The 21,180-nt window shown below is 69.7% G+C and carries 18 protein-coding genes; 14 read left to right on the top strand and 4 right to left on the bottom strand.

The annotated features are described in order from the left end of the window. Positions 1 to 34: 34 nt before the first annotated feature. The 3 genes from wecB to ACFWHU_RS08590 all read right to left on the bottom strand — a co-directional run bounded on the left by wecB (position 35) and on the right by ACFWHU_RS08590 (position 3,031). Entirely contained in the window at positions 35 to 1,147 is a 1,113-nt protein-coding gene (wecB, locus tag ACFWHU_RS08600) for a non-hydrolyzing UDP-N-acetylglucosamine 2-epimerase (protein ID WP_387224411.1), read from the bottom strand. Positions 1,148 to 1,217: 70 nt separating this feature from the next. After that, positions 1,218 to 1,829, bottom strand: coding sequence for an acyltransferase (locus ACFWHU_RS08595; RefSeq protein WP_385795242.1), 612 nt, complete (start codon positions 1,827 to 1,829; stop codon positions 1,218 to 1,220). Between the two features lie 119 nt (positions 1,830 to 1,948). Further along, positions 1,949 to 3,031, bottom strand: a complete 1,083-nt coding sequence (locus ACFWHU_RS08590; RefSeq protein ID WP_387224410.1) for an acyltransferase family protein — start codon at positions 3,029 to 3,031, stop codon at positions 1,949 to 1,951. Between the two features lie 239 nt (positions 3,032 to 3,270). Here ACFWHU_RS08590 and rplU point away from each other — a divergent pair, with 239 nt between their 5' ends. The 11 genes from rplU (at position 3,271) to ACFWHU_RS08535 (ending at position 17,212) form a co-directional block, all read left to right on the top strand. Further along, positions 3,271 to 3,594 (top strand): 50S ribosomal protein L21, encoded by a 324-nt coding sequence (gene rplU, locus ACFWHU_RS08585; protein ID WP_147873018.1) that lies wholly within the window; start codon positions 3,271 to 3,273, stop codon positions 3,592 to 3,594. A 14-nt stretch (positions 3,595 to 3,608) separates the two neighbouring features. After that, positions 3,609 to 3,866 carry a 50S ribosomal protein L27 gene (gene rpmA / locus ACFWHU_RS08580; protein WP_385795239.1) on the top strand — a complete coding sequence of 86 codons (258 nt, stop codon included), beginning with the start codon at positions 3,609 to 3,611 and terminating at the stop codon, positions 3,864 to 3,866. Positions 3,867 to 4,018: 152 nt separating this feature from the next. Continuing rightward, positions 4,019 to 5,455 carry a GTPase ObgE gene (gene obgE, locus ACFWHU_RS08575; RefSeq protein WP_385795236.1) on the top strand — a complete coding sequence of 479 codons (1,437 nt, stop codon included), beginning with the start codon at positions 4,019 to 4,021 and terminating at the stop codon, positions 5,453 to 5,455. 413 nt (positions 5,456 to 5,868) lie between these two features. Beyond that, positions 5,869 to 7,905: a glycosyltransferase family 4 protein gene (locus ACFWHU_RS08570; protein WP_385795232.1), complete on the top strand. Its 2,037-nt coding sequence runs from the start codon at positions 5,869 to 5,871 to the stop codon at positions 7,903 to 7,905. Between the two features lie 304 nt (positions 7,906 to 8,209). Beyond that, complete coding sequence (locus ACFWHU_RS08565; RefSeq protein ID WP_355178405.1) at positions 8,210 to 9,712, top strand: bifunctional cytidylyltransferase/SDR family oxidoreductase; 1,503 nt, start codon at positions 8,210 to 8,212, stop codon at positions 9,710 to 9,712. A gap of 141 nt (positions 9,713 to 9,853) precedes the next feature. Next, positions 9,854 to 11,998 carry a hypothetical protein gene (locus ACFWHU_RS08560; protein WP_385795229.1) on the top strand — a complete coding sequence of 715 codons (2,145 nt, stop codon included), beginning with the start codon at positions 9,854 to 9,856 and terminating at the stop codon, positions 11,996 to 11,998. Positions 11,999 to 12,144: 146 nt separating this feature from the next. Then, on the top strand, positions 12,145 to 13,272 hold the full coding sequence (gene proB / locus ACFWHU_RS08555) for a glutamate 5-kinase (RefSeq protein ID WP_078077381.1): 1,128 nt from the start codon (positions 12,145 to 12,147) through the stop codon (positions 13,270 to 13,272). 145 nt (positions 13,273 to 13,417) lie between these two features. Then, entirely contained in the window at positions 13,418 to 13,945 is a 528-nt protein-coding gene (locus tag ACFWHU_RS08550) for a hypothetical protein (protein WP_355178399.1), read from the top strand. Between the two features lie 95 nt (positions 13,946 to 14,040). Further along, positions 14,041 to 15,333, top strand: a complete 1,293-nt coding sequence (locus tag ACFWHU_RS08545; RefSeq protein ID WP_385795225.1) for a glutamate-5-semialdehyde dehydrogenase — start codon at positions 14,041 to 14,043, stop codon at positions 15,331 to 15,333. Between the two features lie 71 nt (positions 15,334 to 15,404). Next, positions 15,405 to 16,001: a hypothetical protein gene (locus tag ACFWHU_RS08540; RefSeq protein WP_387224409.1), complete on the top strand. Its 597-nt coding sequence runs from the start codon at positions 15,405 to 15,407 to the stop codon at positions 15,999 to 16,001. 104 nt (positions 16,002 to 16,105) lie between these two features. Continuing rightward, positions 16,106 to 17,212, top strand: a complete 1,107-nt coding sequence (locus ACFWHU_RS08535; RefSeq protein ID WP_385795220.1) for a hypothetical protein — start codon at positions 16,106 to 16,108, stop codon at positions 17,210 to 17,212. 35 nt (positions 17,213 to 17,247) lie between these two features. On the opposite strand, the gene ACFWHU_RS08530 is transcribed toward ACFWHU_RS08535, so the two are convergent. Then, a complete protein-coding gene (locus ACFWHU_RS08530; RefSeq protein ID WP_387224408.1) occupies positions 17,248 to 18,396 on the bottom strand; it encodes a M48 family metallopeptidase in 1,149 nt (382 codons plus the stop codon). Positions 18,397 to 18,591: 195 nt separating this feature from the next. Here ACFWHU_RS08530 and ACFWHU_RS08525 point away from each other — a divergent pair, with 195 nt between their 5' ends. From ACFWHU_RS08525 to ACFWHU_RS08515, 3 genes are read left to right on the top strand one after another with little or no spacing between them, the layout of a single operon-like run. Next, on the top strand, positions 18,592 to 18,756 hold the full coding sequence (locus ACFWHU_RS08525; RefSeq protein WP_385795214.1) for a hypothetical protein: 165 nt from the start codon (positions 18,592 to 18,594) through the stop codon (positions 18,754 to 18,756). Positions 18,757 to 18,794: 38 nt separating this feature from the next. Further along, complete coding sequence (nadD, locus tag ACFWHU_RS08520) at positions 18,795 to 19,424, top strand: nicotinate-nucleotide adenylyltransferase (RefSeq protein WP_387224407.1); 630 nt, start codon at positions 18,795 to 18,797, stop codon at positions 19,422 to 19,424. A gap of 19 nt (positions 19,425 to 19,443) precedes the next feature. Beyond that, positions 19,444 to 21,162: an LCP family protein gene (locus ACFWHU_RS08515; RefSeq protein WP_387224406.1), complete on the top strand. Its 1,719-nt coding sequence runs from the start codon at positions 19,444 to 19,446 to the stop codon at positions 21,160 to 21,162. The last annotated feature ends 18 nt before the right edge of the window (positions 21,163 to 21,180 follow it).

Below are 21,180 nucleotides of genomic sequence, written 5' to 3'. Positions count from 1 at the left end.
ACCAGGTCCTGTCCGCCGGACAGGGCCTAACTCATCAGGCGGGGACGGGGTCCGCTGCCCGCTGCATGGCCTGCTCCATCAGCTCGACGACGCGCCGCGCGGCCGTGCCGTCGCCGTACGGGGCGCCGTGCGGGGCCGTCGGGGCCGACCGTACGGCCAGCGCCGCCCACTTCTCGGGGGTCAACTCGTGCGGGTCCGGGACCAGATGGTTCCAGCCGTCCTCAAGGGTCTCGACCCACTCCGTCTCCGGGCGGATGGTGGTGCAGACCCGGTCCAGGAGGTACGCCTCCTTCTGGAGGCCGCCCGAGTCGGTCACCACACCGGCGGACGCCAGGACGCCGGCGATGAGACCCGCGTACGGCAGCGGCCGGCCCACGCGCACCGCGCCCTGGTTCAGCTCGATACCGTGGAGCTGCGCCTTGGCCACCAGCCGCGGGTGCGCCAACAGCGCCACCGGAAGCGGCAGTTCGGCCAGCGACTTGATGATCGCGGCGAGCCTGGCGGGGTCGTCCGTGTTGTCCGGACGGTGCAGGGTGGCGAGCAGGAACGGCGCGGCGGGATCGATCCCCTCGGGCAGCGCCGGGGCGGGGTGCTCACCGGCGAGCACGGCGTCGCGGATCCGCAGGCAGATGTCGACCATCACATCGCCGGCCAGCTCAGCTCGCTTGGCGAGTCCTTCGTTGGCGAGGTGACGCATGGCCTCGGCGGTCGGGGCCAGCAGCAGATCGGCGCAGTGGTCGGTGAGGACGCGGTTGTGCTCCTCGGGCATCCGGCGGTTGAACGACCGCAGGCCCGCCTCCAGATGGGCGACCGGCAGATGCTGCTTCACCGCGGAGAGCGCGCCGGCGACGGTGGAGTTGGTGTCGCCGTAGACCAGGACCCAGTCGGGCTGTTCGGCTTCGAGGACCGGGTCGAGGGCGGAGAGGACGGCCCCGGTCTGGACGCCGTGGCTGCCGGACCCGACGCCCAGGTGGACGTCGGGGTCGGGTATCCCGAGGCCGGAGAAGAAGACGTCCGAGAGGTCGGCGTCGTAGTGCTGTCCGGTGTGGACGATGACGTGCTGGTGCTCGGTCCGCGCGAACGCCGCGGCGACGGGCGCGAGCTTGACCAGCTGTGGACGGGCACCGACGATGCTGATGACTTTCATCGAACACTTTTCTGCAAGGCCACGGGTGGTGGCGGTCTGATGTGTGACGGGTTCTGCGTACGCGTGCGGTTCAGACGGTGCTCGTGAGCCGCTCCGTCAGGACGCCGTCCTTCTCGTCGTGCAGCGCGCCGGTCCTGGGGCACTCCCACACTCCGGGCTCCCCGTCCCGCGCGACGAGCTTCACGCCGGTCCGCCCGACCCAGCCGATCCGGCGGGCCGGAACCCCCACGACCAGCCCGAAGTCCGGCACGTCCTGCGTGACGACGGCCCCGGCGGCGATCATCGCCCAGCGGCCGATCCGCACGGGCGCGACACAGACCGACCGGGCGCCCAGCGAGGCACCCTCCGCGATCTTCACACCGACGGCCTCCCAGTCGGAGCCGCGCTTGAGCTTGCCGTCGGGGTCCACGGAGCGGGGGTTCAGATCATTGGTGAGGACGACGGCGGGCCCGATGAAGACACCGTCGGCCAGCTCGGCGGGCTCGTACACCAGCGCGTAGTTCTGGATCTTGACGTTGTCACCGATCCGCACCCCGGTCCCGACGTAGGCGCCACGCCCCACGACACAGTTCACACCCAGGCGCGCGTTCTCCCGGATCTGCGCGAGCTCCCAGACGCTGCTGCCGTCACCGACCACCGCGGTCTCGTCGACCTGGGCGGTTGGCTGGACCCTGTAGTTCACGCTGTCGCCTTTCGGATTTCCGAGCAAGTTTCCGACGGTTGAGCATACGTCGCGGCGCACGTCCGCCGACGGCGAGCACAGGCCTCGCGACGGGGGGCGGGACGGGGGAGCGGGGGCGCCTACGCCTTGCTGTCGCTCCGGCGCAGCGCCCATCGCATCCTCGGCTCCACGACGCACCGGAACACCCGGCGTACCGGAGGTGTGCACAGCGCCGTCACCAGCAGCGCGGCGGCCAGGGTCACCGCGATCCGGCCCGACGGGGTTTCGAGGAAGGGGTCGTCGTAACCGCCGAGATAGCGCGCGCCGCGGATGAAGAAACCGTGCAGCAGGTAGCCGTAGAGCGTGCCGGCGCCCAGCGCGGTCATCCACAGGCGGCGGCGCGGGACCCAGGCCAGGAAGCACGCGCCCAGCACGAGCGCCGCGGCGAACAGCAGCAGGGTCATCACCGCGCCCGTCCAGACCGGCTCGTCGAGCTCGCGGGCGCTGTAGCTCCTGAAGAGCCACGAGGTGGTGGCGCGCGGGACCGACCAGTACGCCGCCAGCAGGGCGACCACACTGACGGGCAGCGCGGCGACCCGCACCCAGGTGCGGCGCAGATACGCGAAGTGTTCGGGGCGCAGCCGCAGTCCGAGGACGAAGAACGGCAGGAACTGAAGGACGCGCATGAGCTGGAGGTCGTCGCCGATCCCGGTCGACATGGACGCCAGCGCGGCCACGGCCAGGGACAGGGGCACCGGCCACCGGACCAGCTGCCAGAACGGTGTCGTGATCCGCCACAGGAACAGGGCGGGCAGGAACCAGAGGATCCAGTACGGGTCCGCGGGCGTCAGCGGAAAGCCCGGGGCTTCCACCGCGCGGTGGAAGAGCGTGTACGCCACCTCGAAGACGGCGTATGGCACCAGGACCCCGGTGACCAGCCGCCACACCCGCTTCGGGCTCATGTCGAAGCCGCGCGAGAAGTAGCCCGCGATCACGATGAAGACGGGCATGTGGAACGCGTACACGAAGGTGTAGAGGGCCTCGACCACCCGCCCACTGCCCGGCATCGGCTCCCACGAGTGCCCGACGGCGACCAGGACGATGGCCAGGTACTTCGCGTTGTCGAAGAACGGATCCCTCTCGACGCCGCCGGCACCGCCACCGGCGGGAGCGGAGTCGGATGCCGGGGTCCCGGTCCGGGCCGGCGACAGGGGGGAGACCATCACGACACCCTAGGGGGTGTCCTGGCCCCCACCTGGTTTGACCCCCCACCCGGCCGCCCCGTACTCTTGACCGTCGGCGTGTTTCTGTGCGCGCCAACCCTCCTGAGCACCTCACCTTCCGGTGGCTGTCCTCGACGCCGTCGGCGGAGGCCGCTCGTCCAATCCGGATGCAGCGGGGCCCCCGGGTCCCGTGAGCGGCTGGCTTCAGGAGTTCCGTTCCGAGCGAGAGTGAGATCCGCGTGTACGCCATCGTGCGCAGCGGTGGTCGTCAGCACAAGGTTGCTGTTGACGACATCGTTGAGGTTGACAAGATTCCCACTGCCAAGGTTGGCGACACGGTCGAGCTCTCGACCCTGCTCGTGGTCGACGGCGACGCCGTGACCAGCGACCCGTGGGTCCTGGACGGCATCAAGGTCACCGCCGAGGTCGTGGACCACCACAAGGGCGCGAAGATCGACATCCTTCGCTACAAGAACAAGACCGGTTACCGCCGTCGCCAGGGTCACCGCCAGCAGTACACGGCGATCAAGGTCACCGCTATTCCCGCGGCCGCGAAGAAGTAAGGGACTGAGGAGACATGGCACACAAGAAGGGCGCATCGTCCACCCGTAACGGGCGCGACTCGAACGCTCAGCGGCTCGGCGTGAAGCGCTTCGGCGGTCAGGTCGTGCTCGCCGGTGAGATCCTCGTCCGCCAGCGTGGCACCCACTTCCACCCCGGTTCGGGTGTGGGCCGTGGTGGCGACGACACGCTGTTCGCGCTCGCCGCCGGTGCGGTCGAGTTCGGCACCCACCGTGGCCGCAAGGTCGTGAACATCGTTCCGGTCGCCGAGTAAATTCGGTACCCGTAGAGCGATTTCGATCGGTTTCTCGCGAGGGCGGACCTCACTTCCCGTAGGGGAAGCGGGTCCGCCCTTCGCTTGTTGTAACCCGTGTACGCGCGAACGCGTGTTCACAAGGCTTTTTCGTATGTACTGGAGGCACCACCATGACCACCTTCGTGGACCGCGTCGAGCTGCATGTCGCCGCGGGTAGCGGAGGCCACGGCTGCGCCTCCGTGCACCGGGAGAAGTTCAAGCCCCTCGGCGGCCCCGACGGCGGCACCGGCGGCCGTGGCGGCGACGTCATCCTGGTCGTCGACCAGTCGGTGACCACGCTGCTCGAGTACCACCACTCGCCGCACCGCAAGGCCACCAACGGCAGGCCCGGCGAGGGCGCCAACCGTTCCGGCAAGGACGGCCAGGACCTCGTCCTGCCCGTCCCGGACGGCACGGTCATCCTCGACAAGAAGGGCAACGTGCTCGCCGACCTCGTCGGCCAGGGCACCACCTTCGTCGCCGCCGAAGGCGGCCGCGGCGGTCTCGGCAACGCCGCTCTCGCCTCCGCCCGCCGCAAGGCCCCCGGCTTCGCGCTCCTCGGTGAGCCCGGCCGCTCCGGCGACATCGTCCTGGAGCTCAAGACCGTCGCCGACATCGCGCTCGTCGGCTATCCGAGCGCCGGCAAGTCGTCGCTGATCTCCGTGCTCTCCGCCGCCAAGCCCAAGATCGCCGACTACCCGTTCACGACGCTCGTCCCCAACCTGGGCGTCGTCACCGCGGGCTCGACCGTCTACACCATCGCGGACGTCCCCGGTCTGATCCCGGGCGCCAGCCAGGGCCGCGGCCTCGGCCTGGAGTTCCTGCGCCATGTGGAGCGCTGCTCGGTACTCGTACACATCCTGGACACCGCCACGCTGGAGTCCGATCGCGACCCCATCTCCGACCTCGACATGATCGAGGAGGAGCTGAAGCAGTACGGCGGTCTCGACGACCGCCCGCGCATCGCGGTCCTCAACAAGATCGACATCCCGGACGGCCTGGATCTGGCCGAGATGATCCGTCCCGAGCTGGAGGCGCGCGGCCTGCGCGTGTACGAGGTGTCCGCGGTGGCCCGTACCGGCCTCAAGGAGCTCTCCTTCGCGCTCGCCGAGATCATCGCCGCCCAGCGCGCGGCGAAGCCCGTGGAGGAGGCGACCAGGGTCGTCATCCGGCCGAAGGCGGTCGACGACTCGGGCTTCACCGTCTCACTGGAGGAGGACGGCCTGTACCGCGTACGCGGCGAGAAGCCCGAACGCTGGGTCAGGCAGACCGACTTCAGCAACGACGAGGCGGTCGGCTATCTCGCGGACCGGCTCAGCCGGCTCGGTGTCGAGAGCGAGCTGGTGAAGGCCGGGGCCCGCTCCGGCGACGGCGTGGCGATCGGCCCCGAGGAGGACGCGGTCGTCTTCGACTGGGAGCCGACCGTGATGGCCGGCGCCGAGATGCTCGGGCGGCGCGGCGAGGACCACCGGCTCGAAGTGCCGCGGCCGGCCGCCGTACGGCGCAGGGACCGGGACGCGGAGCGGGACGAATCGGACAAGGAGTACGACGACTTCAAGCCGTTCTAGCGGTTCCGGGGTGGATTTCTTTCGACTCGGACCCCGTTCCGTAAGGGTCGTTTTCGAGCAGTGACCGGCGTGTCACGCGCTGTCGCGCCCCCGGTTCACCCCCGTCCGCCTTCGCCGGCCAGTCCGGCGCCGCACGTAACAGAGCCGCGGTCCGCTCCATCCGGAGCGGGCCGCGGCTTTCGTCGCGTGCGGCAGCGCGCGACGCGCGGGTTGGCCGAAAGCGATCTACGGGTATTGCGTGATATGGGCGGAATAATGAGTCATGCGGTTTCTTTTCAAGTGCTCGCACAACCGTCGGTCGGCTTCGCCCGTCTTGCATGTGGGGGCGGCCAGGGGGCCGCGTGAACCCGTCCGGACCTGAAGGGGAACTTGGGAATGACCGCCCGGGATTCCGAACACCGAACGGAGCGTTGATGAAGATCTCCTTCCTCATCCACACCATCTATGGCATCGGCGGCACCATCCGCACCACGCTGAACCTCGCGGAGGAGTTCGCCGAGCAGCATGAGGTGGAGATCGTCTCGGTCTTCCGGCACCGGCCCGTCCCGCTCTTCGACGTCGACCCCCGCATCACCCTCGTGCCGCTCATCCACACCTGGAAGGAGTCCCCGGCGTACGAGAAGGACCATCCGCTCCATCTCCAGCCCGCCGAGTACTTCCCGCGCAACGAGGCGCGCTACCGCGAGTACAGCAAGCTGACCGACGAGCGGGTCAGGGACCACTACGCGGACTCGGACGCCGACGTCGTCATCGGGACCAGACCCGGACTCGCCGCGTACGTCGCCCAGTTCGCCCCTTCGAGCGCGGTGCTCATCGGCCAGGAGCACATGACGTACAACCACCACAAGCCCGCGCTGCGCAACGAGATGTACCAGCACATCGACGCGCTCGACGCCTACGTCACCGTCTCCGAGGGCGACGCCGCCGTCTACCGCGCGCAGATGCCACTGCCCGCGACCCGGGTGCTCGCCATCTCCAACAGCGTGCCCGAGCCGTCGATCGAGCCCTCCACGGGCTCCGGCACCACGATCGTCGCCGCCGGCCGGCTGTCCTCCGAGAAGCAGTACAGCGTGCTCGTCGACGCCTTCGCCAAGGTCGTCGCCGAGCGCCCGGAGTGGGACCTGAGGATCTACGGCGGGGGCCCGGAGAAGGAGAACCTCCGTAAGCAGATCGACAAGCTCGGCCTCTACAACAGCGTGCGTCTGATGGGCTCGGTCTCGCCCATCGAGCCGGAGTGGGCGAAGGGCGCCATCGCCGCGTCCACCTCGCGCCACGAGTCGTTCGGCATGACCCTCGTGGAGGCCATGCGCTGCGGCCTGCCCGTCGTCAGCAGCGACTGCGACTACGGCCCCCGGGAGATCCTCCAGCCCGGTGTGGACGGCCTGTTGGTGCCCGTCTCGGACCCAGACGCCGTCGCGCGCGCCCTGCTCACCCTCATCGACGACGAGCCGCTGCGCCGCCGGATGAGCGCGGCGGCCGTGAAGAACGCCTCACGGTTCGACCCCGGCCAGGTCGCCAAGAAGTACGAGGAGCTCTTCGGCGAGCTGCGGACCGTCTCCGCCCAGCGCGCGGCCGTGGGCGACTTCGCGCCGGTCGCCGACTGCGTGGTCGAGTCCGGTGGCGCGGTGGCCTTCTCCCTCGTCGCCCCGCAGGCCGCGGCGGTCGTCCACGAGGGCCTGAAGCTGGTCTGTGTGCGCTCCGACATCCGTACCCAGGAGCGTGTCTTCCCGATGTCCGGCAACGGCACGGTCACGATTCCGGCGGACGCCGCGTTCACCGAGGGTGTCTGGGAGTGCTTCGCCGAACTCCCGGAATCCGGACGGCGGGTGCGGATCGCCGCCCGCTCCATCGACCAGCGCGGCGCGATGAGCGCCTGCGAACGCGCGCGGGGCGGCGAGCCCGTCCACAACCTCGTCCCGTACGCGACCCGCCCCCAGAAGCAGCTCGCGCTCCGCTCATGGGTCCGGCCGATCCACGCGGAGGCCGGTGACATCCGGGTCGACGGCAAGCGCATCACGGTCGCGGGTGAGCTGTTCGGCGCCGGCGTGATGGCCCAGGATCCGTCACTGGTGGTACGCAGACGGGGCAAGCCCACCGAGGAGTTGACGTACGCGGGCAGCCGGCAGGGGGAGCGCGGATTCCGCTTCACCTTCCCCGTCTCGGGGCCGGCCGGGCGGCAGATCGCCAGGTCGGAGTCGTGGGACCTGCTGCTGAAGTACGCCCCGGACGCGGCGCCGGTGAAGGTCGCGCGGGTGCTCGACGACGTCGTGGAGAAGCGGCCGATCTACGAGTACCCGGTCACGGAAGTACGCAAGAGCAGGCCCTGGGGACCGTTGCGCAGAGTGGTCCGTAAACTGAGGAGCCGGCCGGCCCAGTGGGTCCGGGTGCGGATCATGTACATGGGGACCAACGACCTCATCGTCAACGTGGCGGACGCACCGCGGAAATAGCGCGGAAACAGCGGTAACAGCGGAAACAGCCGACGAGCAGGGGATTTCCCTTACGTAGTACTTACACCGCGATCGCGAAATAGCGGACGCGAAGTAGAGGTCCCGTGGAGGTACATACCGGTTCGGCGTGCCGATGTGGTGTCGGTCACGCCGCACTTGGCCGGATGCCGACCCAATGTGGCTGGCCAGAGGGTGAACAGATGGTTTCCTGTGGGTGAGGGGTATCCGGCGTCCGCCTTGCGAGACGGTCACGGAGAGTGCGACCATCACAGCGTCCCCCACTCATCTCAAGGTAGGTCGTTCTGTGTCTGTGCCGCATGCAGCCCATCCCCGCACCACGGCAGTCGTGCTCGCCGGTGGTACCGGCCAGCGCGTGGGCCTGTCGATCCCCAAGCAGCTGCTGAAGATCGCGGGGAAGGCTGTCATCGAGCACACGCTGTCGATCTTCGAGCAGTCCGACTCGATCGACGACGTGATCGTGCTGATGGCACCGGGTTTCGTGCCCGACGTGGAGAAGATCGTCGCCAAGGCCGGTCTCACCAAGGTCACGAAGGTCATCGAGGGCGGCCAGACCCGGAACGAGACCACCGAGCGTGCCATCTCGGCCCTCGGCGAGGGCCTCGCCGAGGGTGAGGACCGCAACGTCCTGTTCCATGACGCGGTCCGTCCGCTTCTGTCACAGCGTGTCATCAAGGACTGTGTGGACGCGCTCGACCGCTACGAGGCGGTCGACGTCGCGATCCCCTCCGCCGACACCATCATCGTGACCCGCACCCACGGCGGCGACGGCGAGTTCATCACCGAGGTTCCCGACCGCTCACGGCTGCGGCGCGGCCAGACGCCCCAGGCGTTCAAGCTGTCCACGATCCGCAAGGCGTACGAGATCGCCGCGGGCGACCCCAACTTCCAGGCCACCGACGACTGTTCGGTGGTCCTGCGCTACCTGCCCGACGTGCCGATCTATGTGGTCGCGGGCGACGAGTACAACATGAAGGTGACGCAGCCGGTCGACGTCTTCATCGCCGACAAGCTGTTCCAGCTCGCCTCCACCGCCGCCCCCGTCCAGGCGGACGAGGCGGCCTACCGCGAACTGCTCTCCGGCAAGACGCTGGTGGTCTTCGGTGGTTCGTACGGCATCGGCGCCGACATCGCCGCCCTCGCCGAGCAGTACGGCGCGAAGGTCTACGCGCTGGGCCGCTCCACCACCGGCACCCATGTCGAGAACCCGGAGCACGTCGACGACGCGCTGTCGAAGGCGTACTCGGCGACCGGCCGGATCGACTACGTGATCAACACGGCGGGCGTACTGCGTATCGGCAAGCTGGCCGAGACGGACAACACGACGATTCAGGAAGCACTGAACGTCAATTACCTGGCGCCCGTCCAGATCGCCCGCGCCTCCTACAAGTATCTGGCCGAGACCAAGGGCCAGCTGCTCCTGTACACATCGAGCAGCTACACCCGCGGCCGCGCCGAATACAGCCTTTATTCATCGACCAAGGCGGCCATGGTGAATCTCACCCAGGCCCTCTCGGACGAATGGGCCGGGGACGGCATCCGGGTGAATTGCGTCAATCCGGAACGCACCGCGACCCCGATGCGCACCAAGGCGTTCGGCACCGAGCCCGCGGGCTCGCTGCTCTCCTCCGAGGCCGTGGCCCGCACGTCGCTCGACGTTCTGCTCTCCGAACTCACCGGCCATGTGATCGACGTGCGCCAGCAGGACCCGACACGGGAGGCCTCCGCCGCCGGCTCGGGATTCGAGCAGGCGCTGGCCTCGGTCCTTGACCGTCAGGAAGATGTGTAATAATTCTCGACAAGTTTGCATTTACGGGCCTTTGCGTTCACCTATTCGGTGAATTGCAGAGGCCCGTGTGCGTGAAGCCCCGGCTTCACAATTCCCGCCAACTGTGAAATAACCGGCACCCTCTCCTGGAGCAGGTTCTTCGTGATTTCGACCGCCATCCGCCTGGCCCGCGTGGGCAGCCGAGCCGAGCTGGCCGCGGCCGCCCTGCTGGGGCTGGGATACCCGTGCGTCATGCTCGCAGCGCTGATCCCGAACCTCTGGTTCTTCGCGGCGGCCTGTGCCGTGACCTACGGCGCGGACCGATTCCTGCATCAGCGGAACAGCTATCTCATCAACCGGCTCAACAAGGTCCGGGCCGGGCTGTCGATCCGCTTCCTGGTGCGCCAGTTGCTGCTCGTGCTGCTCCTGGCCCGGATGGACCTGGCCGAACAGCCCCTGTTCTACGCGGCGGTCGCCGGCTTCCTGCTCTTCTACGGCCTCCAGGCCCCCCAGGGCGCGCTGGCGACGCTGATCCGGCTGCGCCGCGGCATGCCGGTCGTCGCCCGCAACGTGGACCTGCACGCCCTGCGCATCCCGGACGCCCCGCCGAACTACCTGGTGAACCGCTCCGCCGAGAAGATGCTCCACCTCGACGTGTTCGCGATCGCCGGACTGCTCGCCGCCGCCGAGACCGGCACCGACGCCTACGGCTACGCGGGACTCGGCATCACCCTCGTCCTCGGCCTCGTCTACATCCTGCTGCTCGTGCCGTACCTGCGCCGCAGCCGCCGCGTGCCCACGCCGCCCGCGGTCCTCGGCGCCGTCGACAACTGGCTGCGGGAGTACCAGCCTTCGGTGGTCCTGTACTTCTCCGGCTCCAAGGAGTCCGCCTACCAGGTCAACATGTGGCTGGAGACCCTGGAGCAGTCCGAGGGCCGGCCGCTGGTCGTGCTGCGCGAGCGGGCCATCATGACCCAACTCGCCCCGACCTGGCTGCCGGTGCTCTGCGTCCCCGGCGGCACGCACCTGATGAACCTCGACCTGTCGTCGGTCCAGGTCGCGCTCTACGCGGCCAACGTCGGCAAGAACATCCACCTGCTGCGCGTGCCGACCATGAAGCACGTCTTCATCGGCCACGGCGACAGCGACAAGATCGCCAGCGTCAACCCGTTCAGCAAGGTGTACGACGAGGTGTGGACCGCGGGCCGGGCCGGCCGCGACCGGTACGCGCTCGCCGACGTCGGCGTCCGTGACGACGACATCGTCGAGGTCGGCCGCCCGCAGCTCGCACCGATCCAGACCGGCTCGGGCACGCCCGGACAGCCCGTACCGACGATCCTGTACGCCCCCACCTGGGAGGGCTGGGACGACAACCCCGGCAACACCTCGCTCCTGCTGGCCGGCGAGAACATCGTCAAGCGGCTGCTGAAGGCCGAGAAGCCCGTCCGGGTCATCTACAAGCCGCACCCCTTCACCGGCATCCGCGACAAGAAGGCCAAGGCCGTCCACGACCGGATCACCGCGATGGTGAACGCCGCGAACGTGGCCCGCGCCGCCGAACCCCGCTGGACGAAGGAGTCCGCCGACGCGCAGGCCGGACAGGCCGCCGCCCGCGCCGAGTTGACCCGTATCGAGGGTCAACTGGCCGCGCTCACCGCACCCGGCCGCTCCGGCGGCGACGAGTCGGAGGAGTCGCGCGTCTCGCTCGCCGACCCGGAGCGCCTGGACCGGGCGAAGGCGCTGCGGGCCGAGTGGAACGACGCGTACTGGCGCACGTTCGGCTGGTGGGAGCACAAGGTCGTCACGGGCGCCGAGCCCAAGCTGTACGACTGCTTCAACCAGTCCGACGGCATGGTTTCGGACATCTCCAGCGTCGTGTCGGACTTCATCGCGAGCGGCAAGCCGTACGCCGTGACCGACTCCGCGCAGCTCGGTGTGGAGGAGTTCAAGCGGCAGAACACCGCCGTACGGGCCGCCGTCGTCCTGTCCAACAGCGCGGCGGAACTGGACGAGCTGCTGAAGGCGGTCGCCGATCCGGCGGCCGACCGGCTGGCGACGGCCAGGCGTGAGCTGAAGACGTATCTGCTCGGGCCCGACGAGCCGACGTCGATCCAGCAGTTCAACGCCGCCGTGGCCGCCCTGGGCGCCAAGGCCGTGGCCCGTAACGTCGGCGTGCAGCAGCGGCTGAGCGCCCAGGAGCAGCCCGGCACGGAGCCGGAGCGCGAGCCCGCCGCCGACCCCGAGGCGGCGAAGGTCGCGGCCGACGCCACGGAGCCGAACGGCGCGCAGGCCCCGGTCGCGCGCTGACGCGGCCGTCCTCGATCCCCCGGACGCGCTGTGCGTCCTTCAACCGCCGGACGGGCTTGCACAAGCCCGTCCGGCGCGCTGTCCGGCGCTGTCCAGCGCGTGAAACGACCGCGCGCCGACGAGGCCCGCTGGCATAGATTCGGCCCGTGACAGTGGCAAGGCAGTACGTAACGCAAGCCCGCAGGATCGTCGTCAAGGTCGGCTCCTCCTCGCTCACCACCGCCTCCGGCGGGCTCGACGCCGACCGCGTCGACGCCCTCGTCGACGTACTCGCCAAGGCCCGCGGCGGCGGCGAGAAGGAGATCGTGCTCGTCTCCAGCGGCGCCATCGCCGCCGGCCTCGCCCCACTCGGCCTCGCCCGCCGCCCCCGCGACCTCGCCCGCCAGCAGGCGGCGGCCAGCGTCGGACAGGGGCTGCTCGTCGCCCGCTACGCCTCGTCCTTCTCGCGCTACGGGCTGCGCGTCGGCCAGGTCCTGCTCACCACCGACGACACCAGCCGCCGCTCCCACTACCGCAACGCCTACCGCACCCTCGACCAGTTGCTCACCATGGGCACCGTCCCGGTCGTCAACGAGAACGACACCGTCGCCACCGAGGAGATCCGCTTCGGCGACAACGACCGGCTGGCCGCGCTCGTCGCCCATCTCGTCCGCGCCGACCTGCTCGTCCTGCTCTCGGACGTCGACGGTCTCTACGACGGCGACCCCGCCAAGCCGGGCGCCGCACGGATCGCACGCGTCGACGGCCCCGCCGACCTGGTCGGCGTCTCCATGGGCAGCGCGGGCAAGGCCGGACTCGGCACCGGCGGCATGGTCACCAAGGTCGAGGCGGCCAGGATCGCCGCCGCCGCGGGCATCCCCGTCGTACTGACGTCGGCCGGGCGCGCGGGCGACGCCCTCGCCGGCCGCGACACGGGTACGTACTTCGGCCGAACCGGGCGCCGGTCGGCCGACCGGCTGCTCTGGCTCGCCCACGCGTCCACGCCGCAGGGCGCGCTGACCCTCGACGAAGGCGCCGTACGGGCCGTCGTGGAGCGCCGTACGTCGCTGCTGCCGGCCGGGATCGCCTCGGTCGAGGGCGAGTTCAGCGCGGGTGACCCGGTCGAACTGCGCGACACGGCGGGCCGGGCCGTGGCCCGTGGCCTGGTCAACTTCGACGCCAAGGAGATTCCCCAGCTCCTCGGCCGCTCCACCCGGGATCTCGCGCGGGATCTGGGGCCCGCCTACGAGCGGGAGGTCGTACACAGGGACGATCTGGTCATCCTGCATCCGTGACCCTCCCCTGAAACGGCTGAAAGTCCGGTTTTTTGGAAGGGACCTTTACCGAAAGCACCCCATGCCCCGTCCCGGGCTGGTCAACTTTGTCTCAGGGGTACGAGGCGGGGTAGCAGTAGGACGACGCAGCAACAGGAGGCCGCCGGTGAGACGAACGCGCCCGGGGGCGGGGTCCCTCGGGTCAGGAGGAGGCACCTTGCACGCCCGGAGGGCCGCGGGGGAAGAGCGGACGCTGACCAGCGTCGGAGCGGGGCCGGACTTCGACGACTTCGACGACGTACAGGATCCGGGCACGTCCCGCAGGACACAGGCGCGCGGCGAGGACCGCGCGGTGTCGAAGCTCTGGCACATCACGCTCAGCGTGTCGGGTTCCGAGGCGCCGCTCACCGAGGTCAGACGGGGCCTCGAACAGCTCGCCCACGACCATCCGTTCCTGCTGACCAGCAGATACGCGAACGATCACGCGGAGATCCGCTACTGGGAAGAGGCCAGGGATCTGCACGACGCGGCGGCGGTCGCGCTGCGGCTCTGGGGCGAGCACCGGTCGAGCGCCAGGCTGCCTCCCTGGGAGATCGTCGGTCTCGAAGTCATCGACCGGGAGACCTACCATCTGCGCATCGCGGAGGGCTACGGCCCGCCGCCCGCCGCGCCGGTGGGCGTCCACCCGTTCTGACCCGAAGGGCCGCGCCCTACACCGGAGAGGTCGCGGCCGTCTCGCAGTACGGGATACGGGGGAAGTGCCCGCGGCGCGCGCATTACTCTGCGGGCATGACCTCGCTCTCGCCGTACGACAACCTGACACCGGTCACCAGGACCGCCTACCGCGCCCGCTCCGCTGCCGCGGACCTCGCCCCACTGCCGCGCGCGGTCAAGGACGACGCGCTGCTGGCGATCGCCGACGCCCTGGAAGTCCGTACGCAGGAGATCATCAAGGCGAACGGCGAGGACGTCGAGCGTGCCAGGGAAGCGGGCACCAGCGAGGCGATCATCGACCGGCTGACGCTGACACCCGAGCGGGTGCGGGCGATCGCCGCCGACGTACGGGACGTGGCCGCGCTGCCCGATCCGGTCGGCGAGGTCGTGCGCGGATCGACGCTCCCCAACGGGATCGACCTGCGCCAGGTGCGCGTCCCGCTCGGCGTGGTCGGGATCATCTACGAGGCCCGGCCCAATGTCACCGTGGACGCGGCGGCGCTCTGCCTGAAGTCCGGCAACGCCGTACTGCTGCGCGGCTCGTCCTCCGCGTACTCCTCCAACACCGCGCTCGTGCGCGTGCTGCGCGACGCCGTCGGCGGGGCCGGGCTGCCGGCCGACGCCGTCCAGCTGGTACCCGGCGAGAACCGCGACTCCGTACGTGAACTGATGCGTGCCCGCGGGCTGGTCGACGTGCTGATCCCGCGCGGCGGCGCCTCGCTGATCCGCACCGTCGTGGAGGAGTCCACCGTCCCCGTCATCGAGACCGGCACCGGTAACTGCCACGTCTACGTGGACGCCGAGACCGACCTCGACATGGCCGTCGAGATCCTCATCAACTCCAAGGCGCAGCGCCCCAGCGTCTGCAACGCCGCCGAGACGCTCCTCGTCCACCACGACATCGCCGCCGCGTTCCTGCCGCGCGCGCTGGACGCGCTCGCCGAGGCCGGAGTCACCGTGCACGCCGACGAGCGGGTGCTGGAGTTCGCGGAGGCGGCCGGCGGTACGAAGGCCACCGTCGTGGCGGCCACCGCCGAGGACTGGGAGACCGAGTACCTGTCGTACGACATCGCCGCCGCCGTGGTCGACTCGCTCGACGCGGCCGTCGCCCACATCCGGCTCTGGTCCTCCGGTCACACCGAGGCCATCGTCACCACCTCGCAGGCGGCGGCCCGCCGATTCACCCAGTTGGTCGACTCCACGACGGTCGCGGTCAATGTGTCGACGCGGTTCACGGACGGCGGCCAGTTCGGCTTCGGCGCCGAGATCGGCATCTCGACCCAGAAACTGCACGCGCGGGGACCGATGGGACTGCCGGAGCTGACCTCGACCAAGTACATCGTGACGGGTGACGGTCACACACGGTAGCCGTGCGGCGGAATTCGGGGGAATCTCCGCTGTCTCTGCCGAAAACGGCCTCCCCGGTCTACTCTGAGAAGGTGCCGGACGACGTGGGGGGCAAGCCGTTCCCGGACGGCTGGGAGCCCGACGACGACCGCGGAGGCGCGGACGAGGACTTCGCCTCCGTGGTGTTCGACGAGGACTTCATCCGGTCCGCACCCATTCATGAACCGACCGCCGTCGAGCGGCTGCTGGCCGCCGCGCAGGCGCGCGCCGACGCCGAGGCGGCCCGCGCGCGCTCCTACGGCGGCTCGTCCGACGACGACCGCTACGAGGACGGCTTCGGCCCGGCGGGCGAGTACGGCGACCGACGGCCCTACGACGCCGCGTACGACCCGGACGACCCGCACGGCGACTTCGGCCCGTACGGACGCCACGGCGGCGCTCTGCGCCCCTACCGGGGCAGCGCCCGCTGGCACCGGCCCGTCGCCTGGATCCTCGCGGTGGTGATGGGCATCGGGATGGTCGCCCTCGCGTTCACCGCCGTCTACCGGGGCGCCTCGGGCAACCGCCAGGACCGGGTGCCACCGCCCGCCACGACCGGCCTGGACAGCTCGCGCGACGGAGGCGGATCCGCGTCCTCGACGGAGTACTCGGTCCCCGAGGTCTCGGCCGTGCCACGCAGCAGTCCGTGAGCCCCGTGCCCCCGCCGTCGAGTGCTGTGACGCTCCGTGGCGGGGGTCGCTCTTGAGGACGCCGCCCGCGTTTATGTTCGGCCCGGCCGACCTAACCTGAAGGTATGGCAGCGCGCGGAGACCCACCCGAGGGCACGCCTGAGGGAACACCCGGCGGTGGCGATGACGAGTACCGGTCCGTCGTCTTCGACGAATCGTTCGTCCGTGCTGCCCGGCTCCAGGAGTTCTCCGCCAAGGAACGCATGGGCGACCACTCCCACGCCGTACGCCGCCGTGACCCCGCCGAGAAGCCCGGCGCGGGCTCGCTGACTCCCCGGAGGGGATCCCTCCAGGTACTGCTGCTGGTGCTGGTGATCGCCGTGGCCTTCGGCACCGCCGTATACGTCGGTGTCCGGCCCCCCTACCGGCCCGCGGTCACCCGATCGGCGGAACCGCTGCGTATGACGGTCATTCCGCTCGCCCCGGCCGGCGCGGTGCCGGGCGACGACCCCGAGAGACTGCTGAGACAGAGCCCCGCGGCGAAATTCCCCACGGGAGCCTCGGGGATCCCACTGCCCCTGGCCCGGCGGACACCGCACTTCACGGAGAACGAGGTGATGACCGCGCTGACCACCGCGAAGGACTACCTCGTCGCCTCGTCCGTCGACCCGGACGTCCTCACCGGCGCCGAGCGGCGCTCGGTGCGGACGCTGCTGGACCCCGAACAGCGCGCACAGTTCGACGCGAGCTTCGCCGATCCCGCCGACGACGGCAGACACGCGCCCGCAGGCTGGCTGGTGCGCTTCGACCCGGCGAAGGTGGCGCTCGCCGACTCGGCCGTACACGTCCAGGGCACGCTCCGCTTCGCGGAGTCGACGCCCGGCACGATCGACGTGATGTCGGACCACACCTTCGTCTACGCGCTGCGCCCGGCAGGGCAGTCGGCGGGGGAGACGGCGAAGCAGGGCGCCTCGCTGTTCACCGTCCGCCGGACACTGCACTTCCGCTTCGACCGCGACGATCTGCCCGGACACCGGGCCGAGCTGCTGACCAGCCAGGTCCAGGCGGGACCGCAGGCGTGCTCGACGGAGGCGTCGAGCACGCTGACGCCGCTGCTGGCGGGTGCCAGGGCGAAGCCGGCGGGTCCGGCGGGAACCGATCCGTACGCGACGGGACCGCCGACCGCCGGACTGTGCGGCGTGCTGGACAGCCGCGCGCAGCCCGGCGGTTAGAGAGCGTCCTTCTCGACGCCTCGGCCGTGCGGTGGCTACTTGCCGTCGTCGTCCGCCGACCTGCCGCCGTTGCCCTCGGAGCCTGCGCCGTTGGCCCCGCCGCCGCCGTTTCCGCCGCTGTTGCCGCCGCTGTTGCCGCCGCCACCACCGTTGCCCGTGAACCGGTCCCGGAGCTTGCCGCCCAGATCGCCCGCGCCGCCCGCGATGTCGCCGACCAGCTTCATCAGCGGGTCCTTGCTCGTGCGGACCGTGTCCGCGTAGTGCGAGGCGGAGTCACGGATCGAGTCGCTGACCGACGTGTCCTTGTCCTCCGTACGACGCGGGTAGTGCCCGTCCATGATCCGCTGGAAGTCCCGGCTCTCGCCCCACTTCTTCAGCTCGGCGGCGCGCACCGTCGTGAACGGGTGCGTACGCGGCAGGACGTTGAGGATCTTGAGCACGGAGTCGCGCAGATCGCCCCCCGCCTCGTACTCCGCCGCCTGCTCCAGGAACGCGTCGACGTTCATCTCGTGCAGATGATTGCCGCCCGCGATCTTCATCAGACCGCGCATCGACGCCTGGGGGTCCTGGCCGACGAGCAGCCCCGCCCGGTCCGCCGACAGCTCCGACTTGCGGAACCACTCGCGCAGGGCCGAGACGATCGCCATGATCGCGACATTGCCGAGCGGGATCCAGGCGACCTTGAGCGCGAGATTCGTGAGGAACAGCAGGATCGTGCGGTAGACGGAGTGCCCGGACAGCGCGTGGCCCACCTCGTGACCGACGACCGCCCGCATCTCCTCCTCGTCCAGCAGCTCGACGAGACCCGTGTTGACCACGATGATCGGCTCGTCGAGACCGATGCACATCGCGTTGGGCATCGGGTTCTGCGCGACGTACATCGTGGGGACCTTCTCCAGGTCCAGGATGTAACAGGCGTCGAGCAGCATCGTGTGCAGATGCGCGAACTGCACGTCGCTGACCCGCACCGAGTCGGAGAGGAAGAGAAGGCGCAGGCTGCGCTCCGGCAGCAGGGCGCTCATCGCCTTGAAGACCGTGTCGAAACCGCTCAGCTTGCGCAGCGCGACCAGGGCCGAGCGGTCCGCGGGATGTTCGTACGCCCGGGAGGAGATACCGGGGAAGCGCTTGCGCTGCCGGCTCGGCACATTCTCGTGACTGGCTGCCTCGTGGCTGTCTTCGGTCATGGAAATCCCCTGTTCGTACGAGTCGTCGGCTCGTCCCCCTGACAGGCCCCACCGTATGTGCTGCGGATACGGTTGTGAGTGGGCCGCGGTGCGCCGTCGTCGACAACAACGTCCGAGTCGGCGTGAGGGTGCCCGAAGGGCCCGCATACGATGTGCGCGAAGTCTCCGCCCCCGATCGAATAGGTCCTGCCGAAGATGAGCCTCTACAGCACCGCAGCCAACCTGGTCACCGTCGCCGCCGAGGGCGGCGAGCACGGCGGCAACCACGAGAGCCTCAACGCGTACCTCACGGGCGGTGGCGCCCTGTTCGCGCTGCTTCTGGCACTGTGGATCACCACCCGCTTCAACCGCGATCGCTGAGACGGAGCCGTAACGCCGTGCCGGTAGGCTCCGCAGGCATGGGAGAGCAGGAAGTGCCGTCCGTCGGCGCGAAGGGCGGCGCCAGGCGCCGTCTCGGCGTGATGGGCGGGACGTTCGACCCGATCCACCACGGGCACCTGGTGGCGGCCAGCGAGGTGGCCGCGCTGTTCGACCTCGACGAGGTGGTGTTCGTACCGACGGGACAGCCGTGGCAGAAGAGCCAGTCGGCGGTCTCTCCGGCGGAGGACCGCTATCTGATGACGGTCATCGCGACGGCTTCCAACCCGCAGTTCTCGGTCAGCCGTATCGACATCGACCGTGGCGGCAAGACCTACACCACCGATACGCTGCGGGATCTGCACTCCCTGCACGGCGACGCGGATCTCTTCTTCATCACCGGGGCGGACGCGCTGTCCCAGATCCTCAGCTGGCGGGACGCCGAAGAGCTGTTCGCGCTGGCCCACTTCATCGGTGTCACCCGGCCCGGACACGATCTGACGGACGACGGACTGCCCAAGGGCGGCGTCTCGTTGGTGGAGGTGCCCGCGCTCGCGATCTCGTCGACCGACTGCCGGGGAAGGGTCGCGCAGGGCGATCCGGTCTGGTATCTGGTGCCGGACGGTGTGGTGCGCTACATCGACAAGCGCCAGTTGTACCGCGGCGAATGAGCCGCGGAGAGGGGCACCGGTGAACGACCAGCAGCCGTACGACCCGTACGACCCGTATTACCAGCAGCCGCAGATCGTGGGCTACGACGAGTACGGGCAGCCGGTGTACCAGCAGCAGCAACAGCAGCAGGAGCCACAGCAACAACAGCAGCCCCAGGCGCAGCAGTACGACCCGTACACGCAGCAACAGGGTTACGGCTACGACCCGTACGGCCAGCAGCAGGCTCCGTACGACCCGTACGCGCAGCAGCAACATCAGCAACAGCAGCAGGGTTACGGCTACGACACCGGGCAGCAGCCGGCGGCCGTCGACACGACGCAGTGGAACATTCCGCAGCAGCAGCAGCAGCAGCAGCAGCAGCAACAACACCAGCAGCAGCAGTCCGCGCCGGTCGAAGAGCCCGTGGCCGCTCCCGCCGCCCCACCCGCCCCGGCTCCCGAGCCCGCCGTGCCCGGGCAGCGGCGGTCCGCGCCCGACGGCGAGTACAAGACCGAGCAGTTCTCCTTCATAGAAGAGCCGGACGCCGACTCCGAAGACGTCATCGACTGGCTCAAGTTCACCGAAAGCCGCTCCGAGCGCCGCGAGGAGGCCCGCCGCCGCGGCCGTAGCCGTGTCGTCGCCCTGGTCGTCGTCATGGCGCTGGTGGTCGCCGGCGGCGTCGGCTACCTCTGGTACGCGGGCAAGCTCCCCGGCCTCTCGGCGGACGAGAAGAAGCAGAACACCGCCACCGGGCCGCAGAAGCGCGACGTGATCATGGTGAATCTGCACAACACCAAGAACAAGGACACCTCCACGGCGCTGCTCGTCAACAACGCGACGACCAAGCAGGGCACCACCGTCCTGCTGCCCAACTCCCTCGCCGTGGCCGACGGGGAGACCGGCACCACCGGCACCCTCGCCAAGTCCATCGCCGACAGCGGCTCCCAGTCCACCCGCGAGTCCGTCGACACCCTGCTCGGCACCAAGATCTCCGGCACCTGGCGGCTCGACACCCCGTATCTGGAGAACCTGGTCGAGCTGGTCGGCAACATCGACATCACCACGAACGCCGAGGTCCCGGCCGCCAAGAAGGGCGAGGACCCGCTGGTGACGAAGGGCGAGGAACAGTCGCTGAACGGCCAGGCGGCCGTCGCGTACGCCACGTACCTCGGCACCGGTGAGTCCGAGGTCAAGCAGTTGGAGCGCTTCGGCGCGGTCATGCAGGGCGTCCTGCGGAAGATCTCCGAGGACCCGAAGGGCGCGACGATCACCGTCGAGACCCTGGCGCAGATCCTCGAACCGCCGATGACCGAGCAGGATCTGGGCGCGGCCCTGGCGAGCCTCGCGGCGCACGCCAAGGTCGGCGACTACAAGACGACGGTCCTGCCCGTCGCCGAGGACGGCAGCCTCGGTGAGAAGGCGACCGAGACTGTCGTCAAGGACATCCTCGGCGGCACCGTCAGCGCACCCGAGCAGGGCGCCGCCCTGCGGGTCGGTGTGAAGAACGCCACGGGCGACAAGGCGGACAGGGACGCCGCGCGGGTCTCGATCATCAACGGCGGCTACACCTTCGTCGACGGCGGTACGGCCGATCCGGCCGCGTCGTCGCAGGTCACCTATGGTGACGCCAAGAACAAGGCGCAGGCGGAAGAGGTCGCCAAGACCCTCGGGCTGCCGGTGAGCGCGGTCAAGAAGGGCAAGGCCGCGCCCAACGCCGATGTCTCGGTCACCCTCGGTGGAGACTACGAAAGCGGCTGATCAAAAGGCTGCGTCGGC

The sequence above is a fragment of the Streptomyces sp. NPDC060366 genome, from assembly GCF_042725135.1.
Classification (GTDB): Bacteria; Actinomycetota; Actinomycetes; order Streptomycetales; family Streptomycetaceae; genus Streptomyces.
The sequence above is the reverse complement of the archived record's forward strand: the minus strand, read 5'-3'. Positions and strand labels throughout refer to the sequence as shown.

Excerpts from the sequence above, each read along its gene's own strand:
- rpmA (WP_385795239.1), top strand. The coding sequence starts at position 3,609 with ATGGCACACAAGAAGGGCGCATCGTCCACCCGTAACGGGCGCGACTCG.
- ACFWHU_RS08590 (WP_387224410.1), bottom strand. The coding sequence starts at position 3,031 with ATGGTCTCCCCCCTGTCGCCGGCCCGGACCGGGACCCCGGCATCCGAC.
- wecB (WP_387224411.1), bottom strand. The coding sequence starts at position 1,147 with ATGAAAGTCATCAGCATCGTCGGTGCCCGTCCACAGCTGGTCAAGCTC.
- ACFWHU_RS08530 (WP_387224408.1), bottom strand. The coding sequence starts at position 18,396 with ATGACCGAAGACAGCCACGAGGCAGCCAGTCACGAGAATGTGCCGAGC.
- obgE (WP_385795236.1), top strand. The coding sequence starts at position 4,019 with ATGACCACCTTCGTGGACCGCGTCGAGCTGCATGTCGCCGCGGGTAGC.
- nadD (WP_387224407.1), top strand. The coding sequence starts at position 18,795 with ATGGGAGAGCAGGAAGTGCCGTCCGTCGGCGCGAAGGGCGGCGCCAGG.
- ACFWHU_RS08525 (WP_385795214.1), top strand. The coding sequence starts at position 18,592 with ATGAGCCTCTACAGCACCGCAGCCAACCTGGTCACCGTCGCCGCCGAG.
- ACFWHU_RS08570 (WP_385795232.1), top strand. The coding sequence starts at position 5,869 with ATGAAGATCTCCTTCCTCATCCACACCATCTATGGCATCGGCGGCACC.
- ACFWHU_RS08535 (WP_385795220.1), top strand. The coding sequence starts at position 16,106 with ATGGCAGCGCGCGGAGACCCACCCGAGGGCACGCCTGAGGGAACACCC.
- ACFWHU_RS08545 (WP_385795225.1), top strand. The coding sequence starts at position 14,041 with ATGACCTCGCTCTCGCCGTACGACAACCTGACACCGGTCACCAGGACC.